23 protein-coding genes are annotated in these 25148 nt (G+C 71.2%); 14 read left to right on the forward strand and 9 right to left on the reverse strand.

The annotated features are described in order from the left end of the window. Nucleotides 1-257 precede the first annotated feature (257 nt). Nucleotides 258-977, forward strand: a complete 720-nt coding sequence (locus CRP56_RS14780; protein WP_097264115.1) for a hypothetical protein — start codon at nucleotides 258-260, stop codon at nucleotides 975-977. A 77-nt stretch (nucleotides 978-1054) separates the two neighbouring features. Continuing rightward, a complete protein-coding gene (locus CRP56_RS14785; RefSeq protein WP_097274057.1) occupies nucleotides 1055-2344 on the forward strand; it encodes an FAD-binding oxidoreductase in 1290 nt (429 codons plus the stop codon). Here CRP56_RS14785 and CRP56_RS14790 read toward each other — a convergent pair. After that, entirely contained in the window at nucleotides 2334-2912 is a 579-nt protein-coding gene (locus CRP56_RS14790) for a biotin transporter BioY (protein WP_097264117.1), read from the reverse strand. The genes CRP56_RS14785 and CRP56_RS14790 overlap by 11 nt on opposite strands. Before the next feature lie 273 nt (nucleotides 2913-3185). On the opposite strand from CRP56_RS14790, the gene CRP56_RS49285 reads away from it, so the two are divergent. The 9 genes from CRP56_RS49285 (at nucleotide 3186) to CRP56_RS14830 (ending at nucleotide 11844) form a co-directional block, all read left to right on the forward strand. Next, complete coding sequence (locus CRP56_RS49285) at nucleotides 3186-3272, forward strand: putative leader peptide (RefSeq protein WP_373559756.1); 87 nt, start codon at nucleotides 3186-3188, stop codon at nucleotides 3270-3272. 66 nt (nucleotides 3273-3338) lie between these two features. After that, a complete protein-coding gene (locus tag CRP56_RS14795; protein WP_097274059.1) occupies nucleotides 3339-4526 on the forward strand; it encodes an ROK family protein in 1188 nt (395 codons plus the stop codon). Nucleotides 4527-4724: 198 nt separating this feature from the next. Beyond that, entirely contained in the window at nucleotides 4725-5792 is a 1068-nt protein-coding gene (locus CRP56_RS14800) for an ABC transporter substrate-binding protein (RefSeq protein ID WP_097264119.1), read from the forward strand. Continuing rightward, nucleotides 5789-6628, forward strand: coding sequence for an ABC transporter permease (locus tag CRP56_RS14805; RefSeq protein WP_097264121.1), 840 nt, complete (start codon nucleotides 5789-5791; stop codon nucleotides 6626-6628). The genes CRP56_RS14800 and CRP56_RS14805 overlap by 4 nt, the downstream gene beginning before the upstream one ends. Continuing rightward, nucleotides 6604-7329: an ABC transporter ATP-binding protein gene (locus CRP56_RS14810; protein ID WP_097264123.1), complete on the forward strand. Its 726-nt coding sequence runs from the start codon at nucleotides 6604-6606 to the stop codon at nucleotides 7327-7329. Before CRP56_RS14805 ends, CRP56_RS14810 begins: the two co-directional genes overlap by 25 nt. 34 nt (nucleotides 7330-7363) lie before the next feature. Next, nucleotides 7364-8698, forward strand: coding sequence for an LLM class flavin-dependent oxidoreductase (locus CRP56_RS14815; protein ID WP_097264125.1), 1335 nt, complete (start codon nucleotides 7364-7366; stop codon nucleotides 8696-8698). A 12-nt stretch (nucleotides 8699-8710) separates the two neighbouring features. Next, nucleotides 8711-9601 (forward strand): TauD/TfdA dioxygenase family protein, encoded by an 891-nt coding sequence (locus CRP56_RS14820; RefSeq protein WP_097264127.1) that lies wholly within the window; start codon nucleotides 8711-8713, stop codon nucleotides 9599-9601. A gap of 111 nt (nucleotides 9602-9712) precedes the next feature. Then, nucleotides 9713-11092: an amino acid permease gene (locus CRP56_RS14825; protein ID WP_097264129.1), complete on the forward strand. Its 1380-nt coding sequence runs from the start codon at nucleotides 9713-9715 to the stop codon at nucleotides 11090-11092. Between the two features lie 104 nt (nucleotides 11093-11196). Beyond that, complete coding sequence (locus CRP56_RS14830) at nucleotides 11197-11844, forward strand: superoxide dismutase (protein WP_097264131.1); 648 nt, start codon at nucleotides 11197-11199, stop codon at nucleotides 11842-11844. A gap of 117 nt (nucleotides 11845-11961) precedes the next feature. On the opposite strand, the gene CRP56_RS14835 is transcribed toward CRP56_RS14830, so the two are convergent. From CRP56_RS14835 to CRP56_RS14845, 3 genes are read right to left on the reverse strand one after another with little or no spacing between them, the layout of a single operon-like run. Further along, nucleotides 11962-12738, reverse strand: coding sequence for an SAM-dependent methyltransferase (locus tag CRP56_RS14835; protein WP_097264134.1), 777 nt, complete (start codon nucleotides 12736-12738; stop codon nucleotides 11962-11964). A gap of 12 nt (nucleotides 12739-12750) precedes the next feature. Beyond that, nucleotides 12751-13377, reverse strand: a complete 627-nt coding sequence (locus tag CRP56_RS14840; protein WP_097264136.1) for a histidine phosphatase family protein — start codon at nucleotides 13375-13377, stop codon at nucleotides 12751-12753. Beyond that, nucleotides 13374-14807, reverse strand: a complete 1434-nt coding sequence (locus CRP56_RS14845; protein WP_097264138.1) for an FGGY-family carbohydrate kinase — start codon at nucleotides 14805-14807, stop codon at nucleotides 13374-13376. The genes CRP56_RS14840 and CRP56_RS14845 overlap by 4 nt, the downstream gene beginning before the upstream one ends. 139 nt (nucleotides 14808-14946) lie before the next feature. Between CRP56_RS14845 and CRP56_RS14850 the strand changes: the two genes are divergently transcribed. Further along, nucleotides 14947-15174 (forward strand): hypothetical protein, encoded by a 228-nt coding sequence (locus tag CRP56_RS14850; protein WP_097264140.1) that lies wholly within the window; start codon nucleotides 14947-14949, stop codon nucleotides 15172-15174. A gap of 3 nt (nucleotides 15175-15177) precedes the next feature. On the opposite strand, the gene CRP56_RS14855 is transcribed toward CRP56_RS14850, so the two are convergent. Further along, nucleotides 15178-15840, reverse strand: a complete 663-nt coding sequence (locus CRP56_RS14855) for a mycothiol-dependent nitroreductase Rv2466c family protein (protein WP_097264142.1) — start codon at nucleotides 15838-15840, stop codon at nucleotides 15178-15180. A 149-nt stretch (nucleotides 15841-15989) separates the two neighbouring features. Between CRP56_RS14855 and pepN the strand changes: the two genes are divergently transcribed. Together pepN and CRP56_RS14865 are read left to right on the forward strand one after the other, a co-directional pair. Further along, nucleotides 15990-18563: an aminopeptidase N gene (gene pepN / locus CRP56_RS14860; protein WP_097264144.1), complete on the forward strand. Its 2574-nt coding sequence runs from the start codon at nucleotides 15990-15992 to the stop codon at nucleotides 18561-18563. A gap of 228 nt (nucleotides 18564-18791) precedes the next feature. Further along, nucleotides 18792-19838, forward strand: coding sequence for a hypothetical protein (locus tag CRP56_RS14865; protein ID WP_097264146.1), 1047 nt, complete (start codon nucleotides 18792-18794; stop codon nucleotides 19836-19838). Nucleotides 19839-19921: 83 nt separating this feature from the next. Here the strand turns inward: CRP56_RS14865 and CRP56_RS14870 are convergent, their stop codons facing one another. The 4 genes from CRP56_RS14870 to CRP56_RS14885 form a co-directional block, all read right to left on the reverse strand. Next, on the reverse strand, nucleotides 19922-20584 hold the full coding sequence (locus CRP56_RS14870) for a hypothetical protein (protein ID WP_097264148.1): 663 nt from the start codon (nucleotides 20582-20584) through the stop codon (nucleotides 19922-19924). Nucleotides 20585-20657: 73 nt separating this feature from the next. After that, a complete protein-coding gene (locus tag CRP56_RS14875) occupies nucleotides 20658-21815 on the reverse strand; it encodes a glycosyltransferase (RefSeq protein ID WP_097264150.1) in 1158 nt (385 codons plus the stop codon). 143 nt (nucleotides 21816-21958) lie between these two features. Continuing rightward, nucleotides 21959-23089 (reverse strand): serine hydrolase domain-containing protein, encoded by a 1131-nt coding sequence (locus CRP56_RS14880; protein ID WP_097264152.1) that lies wholly within the window; start codon nucleotides 23087-23089, stop codon nucleotides 21959-21961. Nucleotides 23090-23180: 91 nt separating this feature from the next. Beyond that, nucleotides 23181-24956, reverse strand: a complete 1776-nt coding sequence (locus CRP56_RS14885; protein WP_097264154.1) for a TIGR03767 family metallophosphoesterase — start codon at nucleotides 24954-24956, stop codon at nucleotides 23181-23183. Nucleotides 24957-25148 lie beyond the last annotated feature (192 nt).

The raw sequence follows: 25148 nt of genomic DNA on the forward strand, positions 1-25148 counted from the left end.
CGATATCGGCTCGCCACGAGGATCCCCGGCACCCCGCCACTCCGGGTGTTTCCCGCGTTCCTCGAACTCCCCGCGCTTCCCTCGTTCTCCGCGTTTCCCATATTCCCCGGCAATCCCGTCGCCCCCCTCCACCGTGCACCGGTCAACGCCTACTTCAACACAATGGTCACACTTCGCGCCGTACCAGCATAGTGCGGAGAAATCTTGTGGTAGCTCTTCAAGTACTGCGAATTCAGGCGCAGCCAAGGGGGGCGAACATGAGTTCTCGTCGTATGACGACCATCGCGGCATCGCTGGTCACGGCATCTTTCTCGGCCGTACTGATCCTTTCCGGCACCGCCGGCGCGGACGACCAGGGGCCCGGAAGCAGCAAGGGGGGAAAGGTTGTCGACGAGGCACCGGACGGCGTGAAGCTGACCACGCTGCTGCCCGAACAGATCTCGGTCGACAACAAGTCCGAGAAGACCGACATCACCGCCACGGTGAAGAACGAAGGGACCAAGGACAGCGGAAAGATCCAGCTTCTGGTCGTCGGTTTCGACGGCCTCACGGTCAATAGCGTTCAAGGCTGCTCCTCGATTGCCAAAAGCGATCTTCCGGAGGGTTCGAACAGCGGTTTCGCCTGCCCGATCGACAATCTCGCGGCCGGTAAGTCGAAGTCGTACGCCGTAGACGCGTCGTTCGATCTCCGCAAGACCGGAAAGATCTGTCTGCCGGTGCAGCCCGGCGACGGGAAGAAGACGTACTGGCAGCAGGGCCCGGTTCCGTTCGGTACGACGAACACGTCGCCGAACGCCCCGGTCACCCCGTTGCTCCTCGGTACCGACAACAAGCCGGTGGGACCCGGCGGTGACCAGCTGCCCAAGACCGGTGTCGCGCGCGATCTGCTCCCGGCGGGGGCGGCCGGCGCGGCTCTGATGGCGGCCGGTGTGGCCGGGCTGTGGTGGTCGACGCGGCGGCCGCGACAGGTGATCTGACCGGACGGGGACAGACAGAAACCGATGGAGGCATAACCTGACGGCGGGTGTCAGGTTATGCCTCCATCCTGCGGTGCATGGACCACGAGACCGACCACCTTGCACTCATCAGCGAACTCATCGGGTTCCAGACCGCGTTCGACCTGCGGCCCGATGCCGTGTTCACCCCCTCCGACACCGACGACGTCGTCGCCGCCGTCCGCCACGCGGCCGACCGGAAACTGTCCGTCGCCGTCGAGGCGACCGGGCACGGGCGGCCGGGGCCGGTCACGGGCGGTGTGCTCGTCTCGACGAAGGGCATGGACCGCGTCAGCGTCGACCCCGTCGCCCGTACCGCCCGCGTCCAGGCGGGCGTCCGCTGGGGGCAGGTGGTCGCGGCGGCGGCGCCGTACGGGCTGGCGCCGCTCAACGGGTCGGCTCCGGGCGTCGGTGCCGTCTCCTACACCCTGGGCGGTGGACTCGGCATCCTGGCGCGGGAGTTCGGGTACGCCGCCGATCATGTGCGGTGGCTGGAGGTGGTGACCGGCGACGGGCGGGTGCACCATGCCACCCCCGGCTCCGAGTTGTACTGGGCGCTCCTCGGTGGCGGCCACCGCCTGGGTGTGGTCACCGAGTTGGAGATCGGGCTCGTCCCGGTGCGGACGCTGTACGGGGGTTCACTCGCGTTCGACGGACGGCAGGTCGATCCGGCGGCCGTCCTGCGGGCGTACGAGGCCTGGACGCGCACCGTGCCGGACGGGCTGACCTCGTCCTTCGCCGCCGTGCCGTACCCGGACCTGCCGGCGTTGCCGCCGCAGCTGCGCGGGCGGTACGTCGTCTCCGTGCGGGTGGCGTACACGGGCGAGGACGGCGATCGCCTCGTCGCTCCGCTGCGGGAGATCGGGCCGGTGCTGACCGACTCGCTGCGGGAGATGCCGTACGCCGAGAGCCACACCATCCACAGCGACCCGGACTTCCCGCACGCCTACTACGGGGACAGTGCGGTGCTGAGCGAGCTGGACCCCGAGGAAAGTAGGGAGTTGCTGCGGCTCACCGGGCCCGAGGTCGGTGCCATGGTCGTCGTACAGGTCAATCATCTGGGTGGGGCGCTCGCGCGGCCCGCCGGGAACTCGGTGCCGTGGCGGGACGGGCGGTTCCTGGTGCGGCTGTTGACCATGGGGGAACGGGAGGAGGCGCGGGCCCTGCTCGATCCGGCGTTCGGGGTGCTCGCGCCGCGCACCCTCGGACGGACGGTCAACTTCGCATTCGGGGGCGGGGATCGGAACGAGGGGCTGTACGACCCGGAGACGCGGAAGAGGCTCGCCGAGGTGAAGTCGACCTACGACCCGGCGAACCTCTTCCGCAACTCCACCGACCTCAGCGCTTGACGAGCTTCCACGCGCTCGGCAGCAGGCCCATCGCCAGGGCCGCCTTGAGGGCGTCACCGAGCAGGAACGGGGTGAGGCCGGCCGCGACGGCGGCGGAGGCGGACATGCCGGTGGCGACGGCGAGGTAGGGGACGCCGACGGCGTAGATGATCGCCTCGCCGAGCAGCATCGCGCCGGCCGTGCGCAGCACGGAGCGGTCGGCGCCGCGGCGGGCCAGGGCGCCGACGACCGTGGAGGCGAGGATCATGCCGAGGATGTAGCCGAAGGAGGGGGCGGCCGAGCCGGAGCCGGCGCCCGCGAACCACGGCATGCCCGCGACGCCCGCGATCGCGTACAGCGCGAGGGAGAGGAAGCCGCGGCCCGCGCCGAGCGTGGTGCCGACGAGGAGGGCGGCGAAGGTCTGGCCGGTCACCGGCACCGGGGAGCCGGGCACGGGAACGGAGATCTGGGCGGCGAGGCCGGTGAGCGCGGCGCCGCCGACGACGAGCGCGATGTCGCGGACGCGGGAGGCCGGGAGCAGGTCGGCGAGGACCTCACCGGGGCGGGCAGGGGCGACAGCGGTGCTCATGGGGACTCCGCGAGGTGGGTGACGGGGACAGGACATCGCGACGCTATCCCGGGCGCCTCGTGTCGATCACCGTCAGCGCTCGACAAAGGCTGGAGTCGCGGGTTGGTGGTCTCCATACAAAGGGTGTCGGTTACACCCGGTTCGGCGTGATGCCGGTCACTGAGGCCGGGACGTTTCACTCACGTGTCGAATGTGAACGGCGTCTGTAGGGTCCCACCAAATGGGACGATGCGGTCTGGCCGGATGCGGTCGGTGCCGCCTACCCTTCGAGCCATGGTTGCCCAGGCCCTCTTCCTCACGTCGCGTCGCCATGTCGACCTGCGACGCGTGGGCGCGGCCGCCTGTCGCCGTCCCGGGTGAGGCCCCGTCCCGGTCTCGCCCCTCGCGTACGGCGCAGTGTCGGACCGGCCCCCCGAGGTGATCACCATGTCCACCCTTACGTCTCCCCTGGCCCGCGCCGCCGACAGTGACCGGCGGCGGACCAGCGCGAGTGTCGTCCTGCGGTCCGTGCTGGAGCACGGACCGGTGGCGCGCTCCACCATCGCCCGGCTGACCGGGCTGTCCCCGGCGTCCGTGACGGACTACTGCGCCCGGTTCACCCGGCTCGGCCTGATCCAGGAGGCCGCGGTACCCCGGCGGACCAGCGGTGTGGGGCGCCCCCATGTGCCGGTCGACCTCGATTCCTCGCGTTTCGTCGTGGGCGGAGTCCATGTGGCGGTGCCCCATACGACGGTCGCGCTGCTGGATCTGCGGGGGCGGGTGGTGGCCTCGCGGGAGCTCAAGCACACGGACGGCACCGATCCGGGGCCGGTCCTTGCACGGGCCGCCGAGGGGCTGGGCGCGCTGCTGGCGGCGCACCCCGGGTGCCGGCCGCTCGGCGTGGGCTTCGCGGCCGGGGGCTGGGTGGACCGGGAGACCGGGACGGTCGTCGAGCATCCGCTGCTCGGCTGGCGCGACGTGGCGGTGCGGGAGCTGCTCGGCGCGCACACCGGGCTGCCGGTCCATGTGGACGGGCACGCACGGGCGTTGGTGAACGCGGAACGCCTCTTCGGGCGGGCGCGCGGCAGCCGGAGCGTGCTGCATCTGTTCGTCGGCAATGTGGTGGACGCGGCGTTCGCCACCCATGACGAGGTGCATCACGGGCCGCGCTCGCAGGCGGGCCTCATCGCCCATCTGCCGGTGCCGGGCGGCGCGGAGCCGTGCGAGTGCGGGCGGACCGGCTGCCTCCAGGTGGAGCTGAGCGAGCGGACGCTGTGCCGGAAGGCGCGGGCCGCCGGGGTGATCGCCGGGGTGAACCCGATGCATCTCGTGCGGGCGGCGGCGGACGGCGACGCGGTGGCGGTACGGCTGTTGGTGGAGCGGTCGCGGATGACGGGGCGGGCGGCGGGACTGCTGCTCGACGTCCTCAATCCGGACGTGGTCGTCGTCACCGAGGTCGGCGCGATCCATCGGGAGGACTGCCTCGCGGCGCTGCGCGCGGAGGTCGGGGCGGGTCGGTCGGGGTCGGTGATCCCGACGAGTTTCCCGGATTCGGTGCTCGCGGTGGCGGGCGGAGCGGTGGCGCTCGACGTGCTCTACCGGGATCCGCTGACCGTGTCACCTGAGCGGATTTAATTCAGAAACTCCGAATGTTGACAGGGGTTCCGCGGGGCCGCGAGCATCGTGTTCATGAGCCCTCACCTGCACTGTCGCGCCTTCTGTTGCTGACACGCTGCCCCGTGTGACGCGCTCGTTTCCGCTGCGTGAATTTCCTTCCCACGCCTTCCCCGCCTTTCCCGCGCTTTTTCCTGCACCAATTCAGGGAGTCCTCCCATGCCCATTTCCCGTACGTCCGGAATGGACCGACGACTGTTCCTCACCTCGCTCGTGGGCGCCGCGGCCGGTGTCGCCGGGCTGAGCGGCTGCGCCGAGTCCAGTGCCGCCACGAGCACCAAGGGCGCCTCGACCGCGCCGCTCGCCGACAAGGTCCCACCAGGCGCCGCCCTCAGGATCTCCTCGTATCAAGGCACCCAGCAACTCCAGTTCAAGCTCGCGGAGTTGGGAGAACTGCCGTTCAAGGTGTCCAGCTGGGTGAATGTCGCCGCCGGTCCCGATGTCATCAACGCCTTCCGCGCCAAGTCCCTGGACCTCGCCAACAACGCGGGAATTCCGCCGATCCAGGCGCATTACCAGGGCTTCGACGCGAAGATCGTCGCGATCAACATCACCCGCAGGCCCAACTACGTCTTCGCCACCAAGCCCGGCAGCGACATCCGCTCGGTGCAGGACTTCAAGGGGAAGAAGCTCGCGTTCTCGCAGGGTCAGGCCCAAGGGGTCGTGCTGCTGCGGGCGTTGAAGAAGGCGGGCCTCGCCTATGACGAGGTGAAGCTGGTCCCGCTGACCAGCAACCAGTTCCTCACCGCGCTCCAGTCGGGCCAGGTGGACATCGCCCCGCTGCCCAACACCCAGTCGCCCGCGTACATCGCGCAGTACGAGGCGAAGGGCGCCCGGCTCATCACCACCGACGTCGTCGACCTGCTCAACCTGCTGTGGGCGCCGACCTCCGTGCTGAACGACGAGGCGCAGGCCGCCGCGGTCGCCGCGTACATCCCGTACTGGGCGAAGGGCACGGTGTGGGCGTACGAGCACCCGGACGTCTGGAACGAGGAGTTCTACGTCAAGACGCAGAACCTGACCGCAGCCCAGGCCAAGTCGATCTCTGACCTCGCCAACAAGCCGCTGTTCCCGCCGAGTTGGGACGAGGCGATCCGGTGGGAGCAGGAGACCGCCGATCTGCTGGCGGAGGGCGGCTTCGTGAAGAAGTTCGACGTGGCCTCGCTCTTCGACCACCGCTTCGAGGGCATCGCCGCGAAGTCCGTGTCCGAGGAGTATCGAAAGTGAGCGCCGTGACGACGACGGCCCCCGCCGTCACCGAGGCCCCGCCGGCGGTACGGCGCAGGCGCCGCAGCCTCGCCCCCGGTCGCCGGCTGCCCGCCACCCGGCTCATCGGCCCGGTGCTGCTGCTCGCCCTGTGGGCCGCCGCCTCCGCCGCCGGCCGGCTGGACCCGGGGGCGATCCCGGCGCCCTGGACCGTGCTGGAGACGGGCGCCCGCCTGTGGACCTCGGGCACGCTGCCGGACGACATCCTGACCTCGCTCCAGCGGGCCGCCTCCGGCTTCGCGATCGGCCTGGTCGCCGGGGTCGCGCTGGCGCTGGCGGCGGGGCTGAGCCGGGTCGGGGAGGCGCTGATCGACGGGACGGTGAACCTCAACCGGGCGATCCCGACCCTCGGTCTGATCCCGCTGTTCATCCTCTGGCTGGGCATCGGCGAGACCTTCAAGATCGCCATCATCGCGATCGTCGTCTACATCCCGATCTACCTCAACACCCATGCCGCGCTGGCCGGCATCGACAGCCGGTTCGTCGAACTCGCCGAGGTGCAGGGGCTCAGCCGGTTCCAGTTCATCCGGCAGATCGTCATCCCCGGCGCGCTGCCCGGATTCTTCGTGGGACTCCGGCTCGGCGTCACCGGTTCCTGGCTCGGCCTGGTCGTGCTGGAGCAGATCAACGCCACCAGCGGGCTCGGCTACCTGATGTTCCAGGCCCAGAACTACGGCCAGTCGGACGTCATCCTCGTCGGCCTGGTCGTCTACGGAGTCTTCGGCCTCGTCTCCGACAGCGCGGTCCGCCTCATCGAAAGGAGGGTGCTGTCGTGGCGACGCACACTGAGCAGCTGACCCGGCCTGCCGTCCAACTGCGCGGCCTCACCAGGTCGTTCGACCGCCGTACGGTCCTCGACGGCATCGACCTGGACATCCCCGCCGGACAGTTCGTGGCCCTGCTCGGGCACAGCGGCTCCGGCAAGAGCACCCTGCTGCGGGCCATCGCGGGCCTCGACCACCAGGTGACCGGGAGCGGCCAACTCACCGCCCCCGAGCGGATCTCGGTGGTCTTCCAGGACTCACGGCTGCTGCCCTGGCGCCGCGTGCTGGACAACGTACTGCTGGGCACGGACGGGGAAGGCAAAGGCCGGGCCGCCCTCGAAGAGGTGGGGCTCAAGGGGCGGGAGCGGGCCTGGCCCAACGAGCTGTCCGGCGGGGAGGCGCAGCGGGCGGCGCTGGCCCGGTCGCTGGTCCGGGAGCCCGAACTGCTGCTCGCCGACGAGCCGTTCGGGGCGCTGGACGCGCTGACCCGGATCAAGATGCACGCCCTGCTGCGCGAGCTGTGGGAGCGGCACCGGCCGTCGGTGCTGCTGGTCACGCACGACGTGGACGAGGCGATCGTGCTGGCCGACCGGGTGCTGGTGCTGGAGGAGGGGCGGATCGGCCTCGACCTGGCCATCGAGCCCCCGCATCCGCGGTCGTACCGCGATCCGCTGCTGGGCGAGTACCGGGAGCGGCTGCTGAAGGCGCTCGGAGTGACGGAGGACCACGCATGACCATCGGCCCCCGCGCGACGGAGGAGAACCACGCATGACCACCAGACAGCTGCATCTCAACGCGTTCCTGATGAACACCGGCCATCACGAGGCCTCCTGGCGGCTCCCGGAGAGCGACCCGTACGCGCATGTCGAGCTGGACCACTACGTCCGGCTGGCCCGGATCGCCGAACGCGGCACCTTCGACTCGCTCTTCCTCGCCGACGGCCCGCAGCTGTGGGGCTCGGTCTCGCAGCGGCCCGCGGGCGCCCTGGAGCCGCTGACGCTGCTCACCGCGCTGGCCACGGCCACCGAGCACATCGGGCTGATCGCCACCGCGTCCACGTCCTACAACTCGCCCTACAACCTGGCCCGCAAGTTCGCCTCGCTGGACATCATCAGCGGCGGCCGGGCGGGCTGGAACATCGTCACGACCGCCGGTGCCGAGGCGGCCCGCAACTTCGGCCTCGCCGCGGAACCCGCGCACGCCGAACGGTACGCGCGTGCGGCCGAGTTCCTGGACGTGGCGCTGAAGCTGTGGGACAGCTGGGAGGACGACGCGATCGTCGCCGACAAGGCGTCCGGCGTCTGGGGCGACGACACGAAGATCCACCCGCCGCGGCACCAGGGGACGTACTTCAGCGTCGAGGGCGCCCTCAACGTACCGCGCTCGCCGCAGGGTTACCCGCTGCTGGTGCAGGCGGGCTCCAGCGAGGACGGCAAGGCGTTCGCGGCCCGGTACGCGGAGGCGGTGTTCACCGCCCAGCAGACGCTGAAGGACGCGCAGGACTTCTACGCCGACCTCAAGTCCCGTGTCGTACGGGCGGGCCGGGACCCCGAGCACCTCAAGGTGCTGCCCGGCATCGTCCCGGTCCTGGGCTCGACGGAGGCCGAGGCGCGGGCGGCGGAGCAGGAGCTGGAGGACCACATCGTGCACGCGCACGGGGTGGCCAACCTGGAACGCCTCTTCCAACTGCCCGCCGGAACCCTGGAGCTGGATGCCGAGCTCCCCGCCGACCTGCCCTCCGAGGACGCCATCGAGGGCGCCAAGAGCCGGTACACGCTGGTCGTCGGGCTCGCCCGGCGTGAGCGGCTGACCGTACGGCAGCTGATCGGGCGGCTCGGCGGCGGGCGCGGGCACCTCACCTTCGCCGGGACGCCCGAGCAGGTCGCCGACGCCATCGAGCGCTGGTTCACGCTCGGCGCCGCCGACGGCTTCAACATCATGCCGGCCGTGCTGCCCTCCGGCCTCGACCTCTTCGTCGATCACGTCGTCCCGATCCTGCGCGCCCGCGGCCTGCTCCGCGAGGAGTACGGCCCGCGCCGCACCCTGCGGGAGCGCTACGGCCTCCCCCGCCCCGCCAACCAGTACACCGCCACGCTCGTCTGAGAGGACCCGATCATGACGCTCGACATCCGCAAGGTCACCGCCCACATCGGCGCCCAGGTCTCCGGAGTGGACATCGCGAAGCCGCTGGACGGCGAGACCGTCGCCGCCCTCCGCGACGCCCTCAACGTCCACAAGGCGCTCGTCTTCGACGACGTGCACCTCGACGACGAGGGCCAGCAGGCCTTCGCCCGCCACTTCGGCGACCTCACCACCGCCCACCCCACGGTCCCCGCCGTCGCGGGCGCGGCGAACGTGCTGCCCGTCGACAGCGAGCAGGGCAGCGCCAGCCACTGGCACACGGACGTCACCTTCGTCCTCAACCCGCCGCAGGCCAGCACCCTGCGCAGCATCACGCTCCCGCCGTACGGCGGCGAGACCCTGATCGCCAACTCCGCGGCGGCGTACCGGAGTCTGCCCGAGCCGCTGCGCCACTTGGCGGACACCCTGTGGGCCGAGCACACCAACGACTACGACTACGCCGTACCGGCGGAGGACATCGACGAGAAGAAGGCCGCCCAGCGCGCCCAGTTCACGTCGATCAAGTACCGCACCGCCCACCCGGTGGTCCGCGTCCACCCGCTCACCGGTGAACGCGGCCTGTTCATCGGCGGGTTCGCGCAGCGCATCGTGGGCCTGTCGGTGACGGAGTCGCGCACGCTCCTTGACCTGCTCCAGTCGTACGTGGTCAAGCCGGAGCACATCCTGCGCCACCGCTGGTCGCCGAACCAGCTCGTCCTGTTCGACAACCGCATCACCCAGCACTACGCCGTCGACAACTACGACCGCCAGGCCCGCCGGCTGCACCGGGTCACCGTCGCCGGTGACATCCCGGTCGGCATCGAGGGCAAGGAGAGCTACTCGGTGGAGGGCGACGCCTCGCACTACACGAGCGTGGCCGCCTGATCACAGCCGGTACGGACGGCGTCCGCATACTGGGCGGCCTCTCCTTCTGAGCGGAGAGGCCGCCCAGACTGTGGGCGTTTTGCCGTCTCACGTACTGGACGAATCGCGCTCATGCCCAGCACCACCCCCGTCGAGGCCCCGCCCGAGCCCGGCACCTCGCTCTCCCACGGTCTCAAGCAGCGCCATCTGTCGATGATCGCCCTCGGCGGGGTCATCGGCGCCGGTCTGTTCGTGGGCTCCGGGGCGGGCATCGCCGCCGCCGGTCCGTCGATCGTCCTCGCCTACACGCTCTCCGGACTCCTCGTGATGCTGGTGATGCGGATGCTGGGCGAGATGTCGGCCGCGTATCCGTCGTCGGGCTCCTTCTCCGCGCACGCCGAGCGCGCGATCGGCCCCTGGGCGGGCTTCACCGCCGGCTGGTCGTTCTGGGTGCTGCTGTGCACGGCCGTGGGCCTGGAGGGCATCGGCGCGGCGAAGATCGTGACCGGGTGGCTGCCGGGGACGCCGGAGTGGGCGTGGGTGGCGCTGTTCATGGTCGTCTTCTGCGCGACGAACCTCGCCGCCGTGCAGAACTTCGGCGAGTTCGAGTTCTGGTTCGCGGCCCTGAAGGTCGGGGCGATCAGCCTGTTCCTGGTGCTCGGGGTGCTGGCGATCGCGGGTGTCCTGCCGGGCACGGACTCGCCGGGGACCGCGCACCTGACGGAGTTCCTGCCGAACGGCGGCGAGGGGCTGATCATCGGGGTCCTCGCCTCCGTGTTCGCGTACGGCGGTATGGAGACGGTCACCATCGCTGCGGCGGAGTCGGAGAACCCGGTCAAGGGCGTGGCGAGCGCGGTCCGCACGGCCATGTGGCGCATCGCGCTGTTCTACATCGGCTCGATGGCGGTCATCGTGACGCTGGTCCCGTGGGACTCCGCGGCCGTCACGGAGAAGGGCCCCTACGTCGCCGCCCTCGACTCCCTCGGCATCCCGGGCGCCGGACAGCTCATGAACGTGGTCGTCCTGGTCGCCCTGCTGTCCGCGATGAACGCCAACATCTACGGCGCCTCGCGCATCGCCTACTCCCTGGTGGAGCGCGGGCAGGGCCCGAAGGCGCTGGGCCGGGTGTCGGGCGGGGTGCCGCGGGTCGCGGTCCTGGTGTCCTCGGTGTTCGGGTTCGGGTGCGTGGTGCTGAGCTACTGGCGCCCGGACGACGTCTTCTCCTGGCTGCTCAACATGATCGGCGCGGTCATCCTGGTCGTCTGGATCCTCATCGCCGTCTCGCAGCTGCGGCTGCGCCGGCAGCTGGAGCGGGAGGCGCCGCAGAAGCTGGCCGTGCGGATGTGGGCGTTCCCGGTGCTGACGTGGGTGGCGCTGGCCGGGATGGCCGGGATCTTCGTACTGATGGCACGGGAGGCGGACACCCGGGTGCAGCTGTACTCGACCGGCGTCATGACGGTGGTGCTGGCGACCGTGGGCTACGCGTGGCAGCGCAGGCGGGCCGCGGACTGACCTCGCGCAATGCCCCGAAGGCCCCCGTGTGATCCACACGGGGGCTTTTTGCTGTTAGCTTGTTGTTGCAAGCTACTTGCAACAAGCTCTTGAGGGGACCCGTCATGCCCGTCTACACGCTGCCTGAACTGCCGTACGACTACTCCGCGCTCGCCCCCGTGATCAGCCCCGAGATCATCGAGCTGCACCACGACAAGCACCACGCGGCGTACGTGAAGGGCGCCAACGACACGCTGGAGCAGCTCGCGGAGGCACGGGACAAGGAGCAGTGGGCGGCGCTGAACGGCCTGGAGAAGAACCTGGCCTTCCATCTGTCCGGGCACATCCTGCACTCGATCTACTGGCAGAACATGACCGGCCCGAAGGACGGCGGCGGCGAGCCGCTGGCCGCCGACGGGGTCGGGGACCTCGCCGACGCGATCGCCGAGTCCTTCGGGTCGTACGCCGGTTTCAAGGCGCAGCTCACCAAGGCCGCCGCGACCACGCAGGGTTCGGGCTGGGGCGTGCTCGCGTACGAGCCGGTGAGCGGGCGGCTGGTCGTCGAGCAGGTCTACGACCACCAGGGCAACGTCGGCCAGGGCGCGGTGCCGATCCTCGTGTTCGACGCCTGGGAGCACGCCTTCTACCTCCAGTACAAGAACCAGAAGGTCGACTTCATCGACGCCATGTGGGCCGTCGTCAACTGGCAGGACGTGGCCCGGCGTTACGAGGCGGCCAGGTCCCGCGCGGATGTGCTGCTGCTCGCGCCCTGACGGGTGTATGAATGCGTCCTGCTCGTGATCGTCTTCTCACCCTTCACGTGGCAGGCGGCATGACGGAAGGCCCCCGCGAGGACGTGACTCGCGGGGGCCTTCCCGTGTGCGGGGAGCCTACGGCTTGCGGCCCACGCCGCCGTGCTGGCCGATCGGCTCCGGCGTGCTGCCGGCGTCCGGGCGCCACAGGGGGACGGAGACGACGCCCGGCTCCACCAGTTCCAGGCCGTCGAAGAACGCGGTGATCTGCTCGACCGGGCGCAGGAAGTAGGGGACGGCACCGGTCTCGTTGTAGCCGTCCTGGGCCTGTTCGTAGTCCGGGTCGGTGCCGCGGGAGCCGTCGTTGACGCACAGATAGCTGCCGGAGGGCAGGCCCGCGAGGAGGCGGGCGACGAGGTCCCGGGCCAGGTCGTAGTCGGCGACATGGCCGAGGATGCCGCTGAGGATCAGGGCGGTGGGCCGGGAGAGGTCGAGGGTCTGGCCCGCCTGCTCCAGGATGCGCTCGGGCTCGTACAGACTCAGGTCCTCGTACGCCGTCACGCCCTGAGGGGTGGAGGTGAGCAGGGCGCGGGCGTGGGTCAGGACGAGCGGGTCGTTGTCGACGTAGACGATCCGCGCCTCGGGGGCGATCCGCTGGGCGACCTCATGGGTGTTGTCGACGGTCGGCAGGCCGGTGCCGACGTCCAGGAACTGCCGTACGCCCGCCTCCTGCACCAGGTACCGGATGCTGCGGCCGAGAAAGGCGCGGCTGCTGCGGGCGATGGTGACGATGCCGGGGAAGACGGCCGTGTAGGCGTCGCCGGCCTCCTCGTCCACCGGGTAGTTGTCCTTGCCGCCGAGCCAGTAGTTCCAGATGCGGGCCGAATGGGGTACCGAGGTGTCGATCTCCGTCATGTGCCCATGGTGCTACGGAAGGCGCAGGTCGCACGGCACATTGAGGGAGAGAAGTCCGGCGGATCCCGTGGCGGTCACCCGGAGTTCGGTGATCGCCGCGTTCCGCAACCGCGGGAGCACCCGGCGGTACTCGCCGAGCGGAACGGACAGCAGCTCGCACAGGGCCAGCCGCAGCAGGGTGTTGTGGGCGACGACGAGAACGCGCTCGCCTGAATGGGCCCGCGCGATGCGGCGCAGGGCGGCGACACCGCGCCGCGCCGCCTCCTTCGGGTCCTCGGCGCCGGGGAACGGGTGCGCCACCGGGTCGGCGCGGTACGCCTCCGCCGCCCGCGGGTCCTGCGCCGCGAACTCGGCGAGGGTACGGCCCTCCAGCACCCCGAAGTCGCATTCGCGCAGGCCGGGTTCGGGGTGGGAGGTGAGGCCGAGAGCGCGGCAGGCGGGGGCGGCGGTGGCGATGGCCCGGGACACCGTGGACGTCCAGATCGCGTCCACGGGGTGGGTGGCGGCCCAGCGTCCGAGCGCCTCGGCCTGGGCGCGGCCCTCGTCGGTGAGGGCGATGTCGCTGACGCCGGCGTAGCGGTTCTCGGCGTGCCAGACGGTCTGGCCGTGGCGGGCGAGGAGGAGGGTCGTGCTGCTCATGAGTCCGCAGTATCCCGGCCGAGACGGGCGTGCGCATGGGCCGCGACCGGGGGCGGCAGCCAGCCCCGCGCCGTGAGTTCGTCGACCAGGCGGGCGTACGGCTCGGTGAAGCGGCTCGTGCGGTCCGGGCGGGGTTCGAGGACGGCCCGGATGCGGACCATCCGCTCCGCGATGTCGGGCAGTGCGTCCCGGGTGACCCCGTGGGCGGCCAACGCGGCCATTCCCAGGGCCGGTTCGGTCTGTTCCGGTACCCGTACCTCGCGGCCGAGGACATCGGCGCGCAGCTGGTTCCAGTACGGGCTGCGGGCCGCGCCGCCGGTGAAGGTGAGGGGGCCGTCGAGGGGGGCGCCGAGATGGTGGAGGTAGTCCAGGCAGAGCCGTTCGGTGAAGGCGACGCCCTGGAGGAGCGCGGCCCACAGGTCGGCCTCGCCCGCGGGCTCGCCGAGCAGCAGGGCGGTCGCGCCGGGGGCCAGGAAGGGGAAGCGTTCCCCGGGGGAGGCCAGGGGGTAGGCGATCGCGCCGGCCGGTTCGTGGCGCGCCGCCCGCTGGTCCATCACCACCGGGTCCGCCCCCGCGAACGCCGCCGTCAGCACGCCCGCGCCCACGCCGGAGGCGCCGCCGGGCAGCCAACTCCCGTCGGGGGCGCGATGGTTGTAGAGCACGCCGGTCGGGTCGTGGACCGGGGCCGGGGCGGCGCCCTTGAGGACCAGGGTGGTGCCGAGCACCGAGTTCCAGGAGCCCGCGCGCAGGGCACCGGACGCGATCTGGGCCGCGCAGCCGTCCGTCATGCCGGCGAAGACCGGGGTGCCGGCGGGGATGCCGGTGGCGTCGGCGGCGCTCGCGCAGACCTCGCCGAGGCGGGTGCCGGGGCGTACGACGTCGGGCAGTTCCGGCCCGCCCGGAAGATGCGGCCAGGCGCCGCCCGCCACGTCGTACCCCGTCTTCAGGGCGTGACTGGAGTCGGTGGGGACGGGGCCGCCCGTGAGGCGGGCGGTGATCACGTCGGGCTGGTGGGTGACCCGGCCCGGGCCGTGCACGCGGCGCAGCCACAGGGCCTTCGGCAGCCCCCAGGTGTTCGGCACCGCGAGGCCCGCCCCGCGCAGCCGCTCCCCCTCCGCCCACGCCCGCCCGTCGTCGTACATCAGCGCCGGGCTCACCGCCCGCCCGCCGCCGTCCGTCAGCAGCACGGTCCCGGACGTCCCGCACACCGCGAGCCCGCCCACCCGGCCGGGACGCTCGCGCAGCGCCACCCGGGACGCCGTGCACACCGCCGTCCACCACTCCCCCGGGTCCTGCTCGTGCCGTACGCCGTCACGCCGCCCGCGCAGCGGGGCCGAGCCGCTGCCGAGGGCCGTGCCGTCGGCCGTGACGAGCAGGGCGCGGACGCTCTGCGTCCCGAGGTCGATCCCGAGCCACGTCTCCTGCTCCATCCGGCCTCCCACACATCCAGGACCATCTTCCGCCGTTGGGACCGATCGAGCCCGGTGCGGTAGCGGAGCGAGGGATTTCGGGGGCGGGTTCGGCGCGTACGCGCTGTACTACGAACTCGGAGAAGCCGAGGAGGGGCCGATGTTCTTCGCGAAGAAGTACTGCCCGACCTGCAAGAAGTACGACCGGAAGTTCCGCATGCTCGAAGGCCGGGAGTGGACGGTGGTGGAGCAGCGGCACCGCGGCCGGACCGACCTGTGGCGCTGCACCTCCGCGGGCTGCCGCTTCTACCAGCCCGCACACCACCAGCGTGACGGCGCCCGGCTCCCGGAGGAGTTCCAGAACCCGGCCGCCGAGCCCGCGGAGTGATCCCTACAGGTTGCTGAAGTCCGGACCCTTGGTCCGGGTGCGCTTGATCTCGTAGAAGCCGGGGACCGAGGCGACGGCCAGGGTGCCGTCCCAGAGGCGGGCCGCGTCGTCGCCCTTGGGGGCCGGGGTGACGACCGGGCCGAAGAAGGCGATCTGTTCGCCGTCGGGGCCGGGGACGGCGATGACGGGGGTGCCGACCTCCTGGCCGACCTTCTCGATGCCCTCCTTGTGGGAGGCGCGCAGCTCGGCGTCGAACTCGAAGTCCTTCTGGTCGAAGTACTCGATCAGGTCGGCGGGCAGGCCGACCTCCGCCAGGGCGCCCTCGACGGCCTCGCGGGCCGGGCCCTGGCCCTCGTTGTGGATACGGGTGCCGAGTGCGGTGTAGAGCGGGCCGAGGATGTCGTCGCCGTGCTTCTGCCAGGCCGCGGTGACCACGCGGATCGGCTGCCAGGCCTTGGTCTCCAGCAGCTCGCGGTACTCCTCGGGCAGCTCGTCCAGCTTGGGCTCGTTGAGCACGGCCAGGCTCATGATGTGCCAGCGCACCTCGATGTCCCTGACCTTCTCCACCTCCAGCACCCACCGCGAGGTCATCCACGCCCAGGGACACAGAGGGTCGAACCAGAAGTCGACGGGGGTCTTCGCGGCGGTGCTCGCGGTCTCGGACATGCGTCTCCTAAGGAAAGTGTTCGATTCGTACGGACAACGCCGTCCACCCGCACCCCATTCCCTGCTCCCGAGCGTCAGGGGCACATGGCAGGATCGGTGCTGTCCACATACCGAACACCACCCGCTGTCGACTTCAGGGAGTGCCGCCCGTGCCCGGTGAGAATCTGTCCCGTGACGAGGCCCGGGAGCGGGCCGCCCTGCTCTCCGTCGACGGGTACGACGTGTCCCTCGACGTGCGTTCGGCCGTCGAGGACGGCGACGAGTCCCCGCGCACCTTCCGGTCCGTCACCACGATCCGCTTCCGCTGCGCCGAGCCCGGCGCCACCAGCTTCGCCGACCTGATCGCGCCGAGTGTGACCTCCGTCTCCCTCAACGGCCGTGATCTCGACCCGGGTCAGGTCTTCGACGGCTCCCGGATCACGCTGGAGGAGCTCGCCGCCGAGAACGAGCTGGTGGTGGACGCCCAGTGCGCCTACTCCCGCACCGGCGAGGGCCTGCACCGCTTCGTCGACCCCGAGGACGGCGAGGTCTACCTCTACACGCAGTACGAGCCGGCCGACTCCCGCCGGGTCTTCGCCAACTTCGAGCAGCCCGACCTCAAGGCCCCGTTCCGCTTCGAGGTGCGCGCGCCGGAGGAGTGGACGGTCTGGAGCAACGGGGTCGGGGAGCGCGCGGACGGCGTGTGGCGGTTCGCGGAGACGAAGCCGATCTCGACGTACATCACGTGCGTGGTGGCCGGTCCGTACCACTACGTGACCGACTCCTACTCCCGCACCCTCGCCGACGGCAGCACGCTGGAGATCCCCCTCGGCGCGATGTGCCGCAAGGGGCTCGCCCCGCACTTCGACTCGGACGACATCTTCCTCGTCACCAAGCAGGGCCTGGACTTCTTCCACGACCACTTCGACTACCCGTACCCGTTCGGGAAGTACGACCAGGCGTTCGTGCCCGAGTACAACCTCGGCGCGATGGAGAACCCGGGACTGGTCACCTTCCGCGAGGAGTTCATCTTCCGCGGCAAGGTGACGCAGGCGTCCTACGAGGGCCGGGCCAACGTCGTCCTGCACGAGATGGCGCACATGTGGTTCGGCGACCTGGTCACCATGGTGTGGTGGGACGACCTGTGGCTGAAGGAGTCCTTCGCGGACTTCATGGGCACGTTCGCCAACGTGGGCGCGACCCGCTTCAAGGACGCCTGGATCACCTTCGCCAACCGCCGCAAGGCCTGGGCGTACCGCGCGGACCAGCTGCCCTCCACGCACCCCATCACCGCCGACATCCGCGACCTCCAGGACGCGAAGCTCAACTTCGACGGCATCACGTACGCCAAGGGCGCCTCGGTGCTCAAGCAACTGGTGGCGTACGTCGGGCAGGACGCGTTCCTCGAAGGCGCGCGGCGCTACTTCAAGCGGCACGCGTACGGCAACACGCGCCTCGGCGATCTGCTGTCGGTGCTGGAGGAGACCAGCGGCCGGGACATGGCGGCGTGGTCGCGGTCCTGGCTCCAGACGGCCGGCGTCAACTCCCTCACCCCGCAGGTGCTGTTGAGCGCCGAGGGCCGGATCACCGAGCTGGCGGTGTTGCAGGAGGCCGCCGAGTCGCACCCCGAACTGCGCCCGCACCGGATCGCGGTGGGCCTGTACCGCAAGGGCGCCGACGGCGCCGTCGAGCGGTACGCGCGCGTGGAGGTGGACGTCGACGGGCCGCGCACGGTCGTGCCGGAGCTGGTGGGTGCCGAGGCGCCGGAGCTGGTGCTGGTCAACGACGACGACCTGACGTACTGCAAGACGCGGTTCGACACGGAGTCGCTGGAGACACTGAAGGCGCACCTCGGCGATCTGACGGACCCGCTCGCCCGCGCCCTGTGCTGGTCCGCGCTGTGGAACATGACGCGGGACGCGCTGCTGCCGGCCCGCGACTTCGTGGACCTGGTGCTGCGCTTCGCGGGCCGCGAGTCGGACATCGGCGTGCTCCAGATGCTCCACGCGTGGGCGCACTCCTCGCTGGTCAACTATGTGGCGCCCGAGTGGCGTCCGACGGGTGAGCGGCTGCTCGCCGAGGGCGCGCTGAAGGAGCTGCGGCTGGCCGAGCCGGGCAGCGAGCACCAGCTGGCGTGGGCGCGGTTCTTCGCGTCCGCGGCGTCCGGCGAGGCCGATCTCCAGCTGCTCCAGGGCCTGTTGGAGGGGTCGGCGAAGATCGACGGTCTGACGGTCGACCAGGAGCTGCGCTGGGCGTTCCTCGGTCCGCTGGCCGCGCACGGGGTCGCCGACGAGGAGGTGCTGGCGGCCGAGCTCGCCCGCGACGACACCGCGTCCGGCAAGCGCCACCAGGTCCGCTGCCTGGCCTCGCGGCCGTCGGCGGCGGTGAAGGCGCAGGCGTGGGCGCAGGTGGTGGAGTCGGACGCGCTGTCGAACGCGCTGGTGGAGGCGACGATCGGGGGCTGGAACCAGTCCTCGCAGCGGGAGTTGCTGGCGCCGTACGTCCAGAAGTACTTCGCGGCGATCGAGCGGGTGTGGGCGGACCGGTCGATCCAGATCGGGATGGACGTGGTGCGGGGCCTGTTCCCCTCGCTCCAGGACTCCCCCGCCACCCTCGCCGCGACGGACGCGTGGCTGTCGGCCCACGAGGACGCGCCGCCGGCGCTGCGCCGGCTGGTGCTTGAGGCGCGGGACGACCTGGCGCGGGCGCTGCGGGGGCAGGCGTGCGACGCGAAGGCGGGCTGACCATCCGCTTTTCACGGCCCGATCTCTGCCCTGAGCTTGGGCGGTAGGTAGCCGTTACGAAGTTCAGTCAATAACGGCCGTAACCCCTGGTCCACCCCATTCGGACCAGGGGTTTTCGCCGCCTACTCGGCATCCGAACACCCGTCCTTTAGTACCGTGTTGTCCGCATTTATCGACAGGCACGTAACAGCGGTTAGAGGCCGGTCCGGCGGCGGGAATCCCCGCTGCATGAACCACAACACCCCGGTCCCCCCGCTCTCCCCCCGCCCGGTCCGCCACCTCTCGGAGGTGCACCGCCGGGTGATGACGACGGCGCAGCTGCGCACGCACGGCGTCTCGCCGGCCGACGTGACCGAGCAGTGCCGCCCCGGTGGCCCCTGGCAGCAGATCCTCCCGGGCGTGATCCTGCTCCACCCGGGCCCGCCGACCAGCGAGGAGCGGCTGCACGCGGTCCTGATGTACGCGGCGAAGGAGCGCCCGGCGGGGGTCCCGACACAGCCCGGCGCGGAGGAGGCGCACGCCCCGATGTACACGGAGGCGATGCTGACCGGCCTCGCGGCCCTGACCCTGCACGGCTTCACGTCCTCGCCGCCGCTGATGTCCATCGACAAGATCGACGTCCTGGTCCCGCGGCTGCGCCGGCTGCGCTCGACGGGCAGCGCGCGGATCGTCCGTACGGCGTCCCTGCCGGCCCCGCAGCAGGTGACGGGCGTCCCGGTGGCGCCGGTGCCGCGGGCGCTGGCGGACGCGGTGTCGGAGCTGACGGACGCGGGCGCGGTGCGCCGGCTGCTCACCGAGGCCGTCCGCGGCGGTCACTGCGAACCGGCGGCGGTGGTACGGGAGTTGAACACGGCGAAGCTGCTGTCCCGGCCGCACGTGGTGGACGCGGTGGACTCCCTGCTCGCCGAGGGCCGGGCGATCGCGGAGGACCGTCTCTACCGCATGGTCCGCGAACACGGCCTGCCGGACCCGGTGTGGAACGTCGACCTGCGGCTGCCCGGCGGCCCGCACCTGGGCGGCCTGGACGCTTACTGGCCGGAGCAGGCGGTCGCGGTCGAACTGGACACCCGAGCCCCCCGCCAGGACGAGGACGCCCTCTGGTCCGAGTACGCCCGCAAGCGCGAGCACCTGGAGCGCCTCGGCATCACGGTCGTCCACATCACCCCGAAGAAGCTCCGCGAGTCGATGGAGCAGCAGGCGGCCGTGGTCCGTACGGCCCTGATGGCGTCCGGCGACCGCGACCCGGCCGCGTATGTCGTGGTGCTGCCCCGGTAGTGACGGACCGGGGCGGGACCAGGAGGGGAGAGGAGGGGCCGCCGGGCGGAGGGGACCGGGCGGCCCCTCCTCGCGCGCCCGGATCAGGAGGCCGGGTAACCGACCAGGGCCAGCTCCTTCTCCAGCTCGCCCAGGTCCAGGGACGGGTTCAGCCGGGACACCACGTCCTGGGTCAGCGGACGCAGGTCCCAGACATGGCGTACGGCGTCGAGGTCCACCCCGGTCTCGTAGTACTCCTCGGCGAACTCCCGGTATCCCTCGGGCCGTCCGTCGAGCAGCACCTCGAAGAGCCACTCGGCACTGCCGTCGTCCTCCCCGCCCGCCTCGACCGCCCCCGCGCGCCAGGCCGGGTCGGCCGCCTCCCGCCAGAAGCACACCGTGGCCAGCGGCGTCCCGTTCTCGTCGGTGAAGGACGGCTCGGTGACATACGGCCGGAACACCTCGGGCAGCCCGTCGAAGAGGCCGGGCCAGGGCTCGTGGTCCTCCTGCGCGTACGGGCTCATCGGCGACTCGTGGTCGAAGCCGCGGGCGTAGGCGCCGGCCGGCGAGAACACGATCGCGTACTCGTTGCCGCTGCCGTCCCGCATCGACGCCATCTCCTCGGTGGGCGACCAGCGGGCGTCGTACGAGAAGTAACGGTCCTCCCAGTCGGGGGACAGAACGGCGTCGAGCACGGCCAGGGCCCGGGAGCGGTCGCGGAGGGCCGGTATCGCGGGCAGGCGGCTGATCAGGGCGTGAACGGACATGCCCCCATCCAAGCGGACCCCACTGACAACCGGCCCAGCCGGAACGCCGCCGGCTCCGGCTTCACCGGCCTCCTCACAGCGGCTCCGGCAGGCTCGGGCGGGTCGTCGTGCGGGTGTGGATGCCGTCCAGGAGGGCCGCGTACGACGCGATCATCCTCGTACGGCTGAAGCGTTCGCGGCTGGCCGCGAGGGCGGGTGCCAGGTCCGGGCGGGCGGTCACCGCCTCCGTCCAGGCCGTGGCGATCGCCGTCGGGTCCGGCGGGGTCACGAAGCCGAGGCCGGTCACGATCGCCGCGCTGTCGCCGACGTCCGTCGTCACCGGGACCGCGCCGCACATCATGCCCTCGATGAGACAGAGCGGGGCCGCCTCGCCCCAGGCGGAGGTGAGGGCGACGACGTCCGACGCCGCGTACAGGGTCTCCATGTCCCGGCGCACACCCAGCAGATGCAGGCGGGAACGGTCCAGCGTGCCCAGGTCCGCCATCAGGTCCGTGTTCGCCGGGGTCATGCCCGCCCCGCACATCAGGACGTGCCCGGCCGGCTCCCGGTCCAGCCACTCCTTCGCCGCCCGCAGGAACAGCGGGACGTTCTTCATCGCGTCGTAGCGGGCGGCGAAGACGACCACGGGGGCCGACGCCGGGATGCGCAGCTCCTCGCGGAGCGCCAGGCGGCGGGCCGCGTCCGGACGGAAGCGGAGCAGGTCGACGCCGTTGGGGATGACGTGCAGGAGCTCGGCGGGGATGCCCGCCGCCTGGTACGCCGCTCTCGTCGACTCCGCGCAGCACACGGCGGCCGCGACCGTGCCGTCGGCGATGGCCGCCTTCAGCGCGTCCAGCGCCTCGCCCTGGTTCTGCGGGTCCGAGCGGTGCAGGCAGACCACGACCGGGCGGCGGGGCAGGCCGGACTGGTTCAGCAGGGCCAGCGGCTGTTCCTTCAGGGACAGGATGACGTCCGCCGCCGCCATCGCCCTCGCCGTTTCGGCCAGGTCCGGCCCGGTGAAGGCGGCCGGATCACCCTGCCTGCGGTCGAGGGCGGAGACCACCACGCCCGCCGAGGTCAGCGCGCGATGGCACGCGTCGTCCTGCATGCGCTGGCGGGTGGCCTCCCGGTACATCTCCGCGTGCACGCTGAGCACGTGGTGGTGCTGGCCGCCCTCCACCAGGCCCAGCACCACATCGGTGTGCACGATCCGGGCACCGCCGGAGAAGAACCCCTCGTAGACCGACAACACCCGTAGTCCGCGTCCCGTACGCACACGACCACCCGCCTTGCACTCAGATCGAGCCATCCCCGTGAACTGCGGGTTAGCCGATATGAGGCGGTACGGACGTTACGTCCGGATGAACGCGGTGCTTCGTATCCGGGTCGGCGTGGCTACTCCCCGCAGAACTCCGCCTCGACCACCGCGTCCGCGGCCGTCTCCTGCGACCAGTCGCCGTTGAAGTTGAAGGCGACGGAATGCCGGCCGTCCGCAGTCGTCAGGGCAACCGAATCGGAGCCGTGGATGCCGCCGTCGTGGCCCCAGACGCGCACACCGCAGCTGAGCTGCACATTCGCGATGCCGAGACCGTACTGGCCGGGTCCGCCGGTCGGCACGGTCGTCTTCATCTCCTTCAGCTGCTTCGGCGGCAGCAGCCGTCCCTTCAGCAGGGCCGCGTAGAAGCGGTTGAGGTCCCTGGAGTCGGAGATAATCTCGCCCGCCGCGCCCGCGAGGGACGGGTTGAGTTCCGTGACGTCGTACGTCGCGCCCGTCGTCGTCCTGGCGAGCTTGGAGTAGGCGCGGCTGCTGGGCTGCGGGAGGGTGGCGCGGGTACCGGGGACGGAGGTCGCGTGCAGGCCGAGCGGCTCGATCACCCGCCGCCGGATCTCGTCGCCGTACGGCGCTCCCGTCACCTTCTCGATCACCATCCCGGCGACGATGTAGTTGGTGTTGGAGTACTTCCACGTCGTGCCCGGCGCGAACTCCGGCTGGTGGGTCATGGCGATCGCCACCAGGTCCCGCGGCGACCTGGTGTCGTAGCGGTGCTTGAAGAAGCCGTCCGCCGTGAAGTACGTCCGGACGAAATCCTCGTCCTCGGTGTAGTCGTAGATGCCGCTGGTGTGGTTGAGGAGTTGCCGGAGGGTGACCTTGCCGCCGTCGTTGCCGTTGCCCCGCACCACGCCCGGCAGCCACTTCTCCACCGTGTCGTCCAGCGACAGCCGTCCCTCGGCCTCCAGTTGGAGCAGCACCGTCGACAGGAAGGTCTTGCTGATGCTGCCGACGCGGTAGCGGTCGTCGCCCGAACGGGGCGCACCGGTCCGCAGGTTGCCCACACCGGCCGCCGCCGACCAATGCCCCGCGGCGATGGTGACACCGGGGACGCCGTCCTGCACGGCGGCCTCGATCGCCTCCCGGGTCGCCTTGTGGTCGCCGTGACCTCTCGGGGCGGCGAACGCGGGGCCCGCCAGTGCCGCCGACAGCACCACCGCCGTCACCGCCACGAGAGTCGTCCGTACCGTCCTCATGCGCTTCCCCTTCCGGCCTTCGCTGCTGGTCGGGGAGGGAGACACGGGTGAATCGTCCGGGGTTGAGATGGGTGCTGCGGTTGAGCCGGTTTCAGCCCTTCTTCAGCACCAGCTCCGTGTTGCGGTCCCGCGCCGCGCCGCCCAGCGTGGTGCTGGCACCCGGGGCGTTGAAGGACAGCTCGCGGTACAGCGCCGCCAGGCCCGTCTGGGAGAGGTCGGCGAAGTCGGTGCGGTGCGGGGCGGAGGACTCCACGCAGGTGGTGAACAGGGAGAGCGTGCCGTCCTTGTTGTCCACCAGCTCGATGACGCGGGCGAGCTGGGGGTAGTCGACGTGGGAGGCGGTGGAGATCTCCCAGAAGCCGTGGCCACCGCCGGAGCCGCTGTGCGCGGTGATGTCGTTGCGGTGGATGTGGCCGTTGACCCAGGCCAGCACATTGCGCCGGCGGGACAGCAGGGAGACGACCTCCGCACCGCTGTGCCGCCGCTCGCCGGGGCGGGCCGGGTCGGGGCGGGTGTTGTCCATCGACTTGCTGGTGTGGTGGCTGAAGACGATGGCGTACGAGTCCTTGTTGTCCTTCAGGGTCTTCTCCAGCCACTTCAGCTGGGCGGTCCCCACGGACCCTTCGTAGTGGCCGCCGGCGTCGGTGGTGTCGAGGCTGATGCCGATGACGTCGTCGGCGATGCGGAAGGAGTAGTACTGGGTGCCCGCGTCGAGGTTGGCGGTGGAGTAGCCGTGGCCCACGGGTCCGAGGCCGCGGTGGGCCGGGTCGAGGTGGGCCTTGAGGTACTCGGTCGGCGTGTACGGTGCCCGGTTCTCGTCCGGCGTGACCGAGCGCATGTCGCGGGCGTGCGCCTTGAGCAGCTCGCGGAAGCCGGCGCCCTTGGGGTCCTTGGCCGTCTTGATGGCGTCCTGGAGCTTCTTCGCCTCGGCGGCCGGCAGGCTCATGAGCTTCTTGCCGCCCATCGCGTACTCGGTGAGCCAGGGGTCGGCGTGGGAGCCGTAGCAGCCGAGCGGCATGGCGTCGTGGTTGCCGACCGTGGAGTACCAGGGCAGGTTCAGGCCGGGGCTGTTGAGCTCGCGGATCGCGGCGGCGAGGAAGCCGGCGAGGTGCGGGAAGCCGCGCTGCTTGTCGGCGTCGCGGACCGTGCTGTCGGGCTGCCAGTACTGCTTGATGCCGCTGTTCATGACGCCCTCGTAGTGCCGCGCGTCACCGGAGTTGGCGCTGATCCGGCCGCCGCTCATCACCGTCAGGAACCACTCCAGCTCCGTCTTGGCGTTGTTGTCCGTGTTGTCGCCGGTGGTCATCGCGAAGTGCAGCGGGGCGCCGGTGACGGGGGCGCCGCGCAGGGCGTTGATCCGCTCGACGAGGGCGATCGCGCCGTGCACGGTGAGCGCCTCCTGGGGGCGCCAGGCGTGCACGTCGGTCGAGCGCAGGTACTCCAGGCGCATCGGGTGCTGGGCGTCGATGATGTGCATGTCGGTGAGCTGCACGAACGCGGCGAGCGCGGTACGGCGGCCGGCCCGGCCGGACTTCGCGGCGGCGAGGTCGCCGCGCACGACCCGCGCCCAGCCGGGACCGTCGCCGAGGCGCCGGAAGCCGGAGGAGGTGCGCGGAGCGGCGACGGTGGCGACCGTCGTGCCACGGGTGTAGGGCGCGAGGGGGGCGGCCGCCGGGGCCCGCCGGGACTGGGCGACCGGCGCCTCCGCCGGGGTGCCGGCGGCGGGCGTGGTGGTGGCGGCCTGGCTGTCGGTGGGCCGCAGGGCGTAGCCGACGCCGGCGGAGACGGCTGCGGCGCCGGTGGCGGCGAGGACGGTACGGCGGTTGACCGCCAGGGCGGAGGTGGCGACAGAGCGTATGCGCGACATGGCGCGATCTCCCCGAGTGCGAACGCGTCGGCAGTGGTCGCGGGGCGCTCGCTGTCGCGAATTCCCCGCTCGCTCTGGATCGTTGGCACCGGGAATGACCTGTACGTGAACGAGATGGCAACGCCCGACGCCGATCACCGTACGTGGATCTTGGGGGACCCTGGGTGTCTACGAGGGCTCGCCTGTCGACGG

This window comes from Streptomyces sp. TLI_55, from assembly GCF_900206255.1.
Lineage (GTDB): Bacteria > Actinomycetota > Actinomycetes > Streptomycetales > Streptomycetaceae > Streptomyces > Streptomyces aquilus.

Coding starts and splice junctions, on each gene's coding strand:
- CRP56_RS14780 (WP_097264115.1), top strand. CDS start 258: ATGAGTTCTCGTCGTATGACGACCATCGCGGCATCGCTGGTCACGGCA.
- CRP56_RS14785 (WP_097274057.1), top strand. CDS start 1,055: ATGGACCACGAGACCGACCACCTTGCACTCATCAGCGAACTCATCGGG.
- CRP56_RS14790 (WP_097264117.1), bottom strand. CDS start 2,912: ATGAGCACCGCTGTCGCCCCTGCCCGCCCCGGTGAGGTCCTCGCCGAC.
- CRP56_RS49285 (WP_373559756.1), top strand. CDS start 3,186: ATGGTTGCCCAGGCCCTCTTCCTCACGTCGCGTCGCCATGTCGACCTG.
- CRP56_RS14795 (WP_097274059.1), top strand. CDS start 3,339: ATGTCCACCCTTACGTCTCCCCTGGCCCGCGCCGCCGACAGTGACCGG.
- CRP56_RS14800 (WP_097264119.1), top strand. CDS start 4,725: ATGCCCATTTCCCGTACGTCCGGAATGGACCGACGACTGTTCCTCACC.
- CRP56_RS14815 (WP_097264125.1), top strand. CDS start 7,364: ATGACCACCAGACAGCTGCATCTCAACGCGTTCCTGATGAACACCGGC.
- CRP56_RS14820 (WP_097264127.1), top strand. CDS start 8,711: ATGACGCTCGACATCCGCAAGGTCACCGCCCACATCGGCGCCCAGGTC.
- CRP56_RS14825 (WP_097264129.1), top strand. CDS start 9,713: ATGCCCAGCACCACCCCCGTCGAGGCCCCGCCCGAGCCCGGCACCTCG.
- CRP56_RS14830 (WP_097264131.1), top strand. CDS start 11,197: ATGCCCGTCTACACGCTGCCTGAACTGCCGTACGACTACTCCGCGCTC.
- CRP56_RS14835 (WP_097264134.1), bottom strand. CDS start 12,738: ATGACGGAGATCGACACCTCGGTACCCCATTCGGCCCGCATCTGGAAC.
- CRP56_RS14840 (WP_097264136.1), bottom strand. CDS start 13,377: ATGAGCAGCACGACCCTCCTCCTCGCCCGCCACGGCCAGACCGTCTGG.
- CRP56_RS14845 (WP_097264138.1), bottom strand. CDS start 14,807: ATGGAGCAGGAGACGTGGCTCGGGATCGACCTCGGGACGCAGAGCGTC.
- CRP56_RS14850 (WP_097264140.1), top strand. CDS start 14,947: ATGTTCTTCGCGAAGAAGTACTGCCCGACCTGCAAGAAGTACGACCGG.
- CRP56_RS14855 (WP_097264142.1), bottom strand. CDS start 15,840: ATGTCCGAGACCGCGAGCACCGCCGCGAAGACCCCCGTCGACTTCTGG.
- CRP56_RS14865 (WP_097264146.1), top strand. CDS start 18,792: ATGAACCACAACACCCCGGTCCCCCCGCTCTCCCCCCGCCCGGTCCGC.
- CRP56_RS14870 (WP_097264148.1), bottom strand. CDS start 20,584: ATGTCCGTTCACGCCCTGATCAGCCGCCTGCCCGCGATACCGGCCCTC.
- CRP56_RS14880 (WP_097264152.1), bottom strand. CDS start 23,089: ATGAGGACGGTACGGACGACTCTCGTGGCGGTGACGGCGGTGGTGCTG.
- CRP56_RS14885 (WP_097264154.1), bottom strand. CDS start 24,956: ATGTCGCGCATACGCTCTGTCGCCACCTCCGCCCTGGCGGTCAACCGC.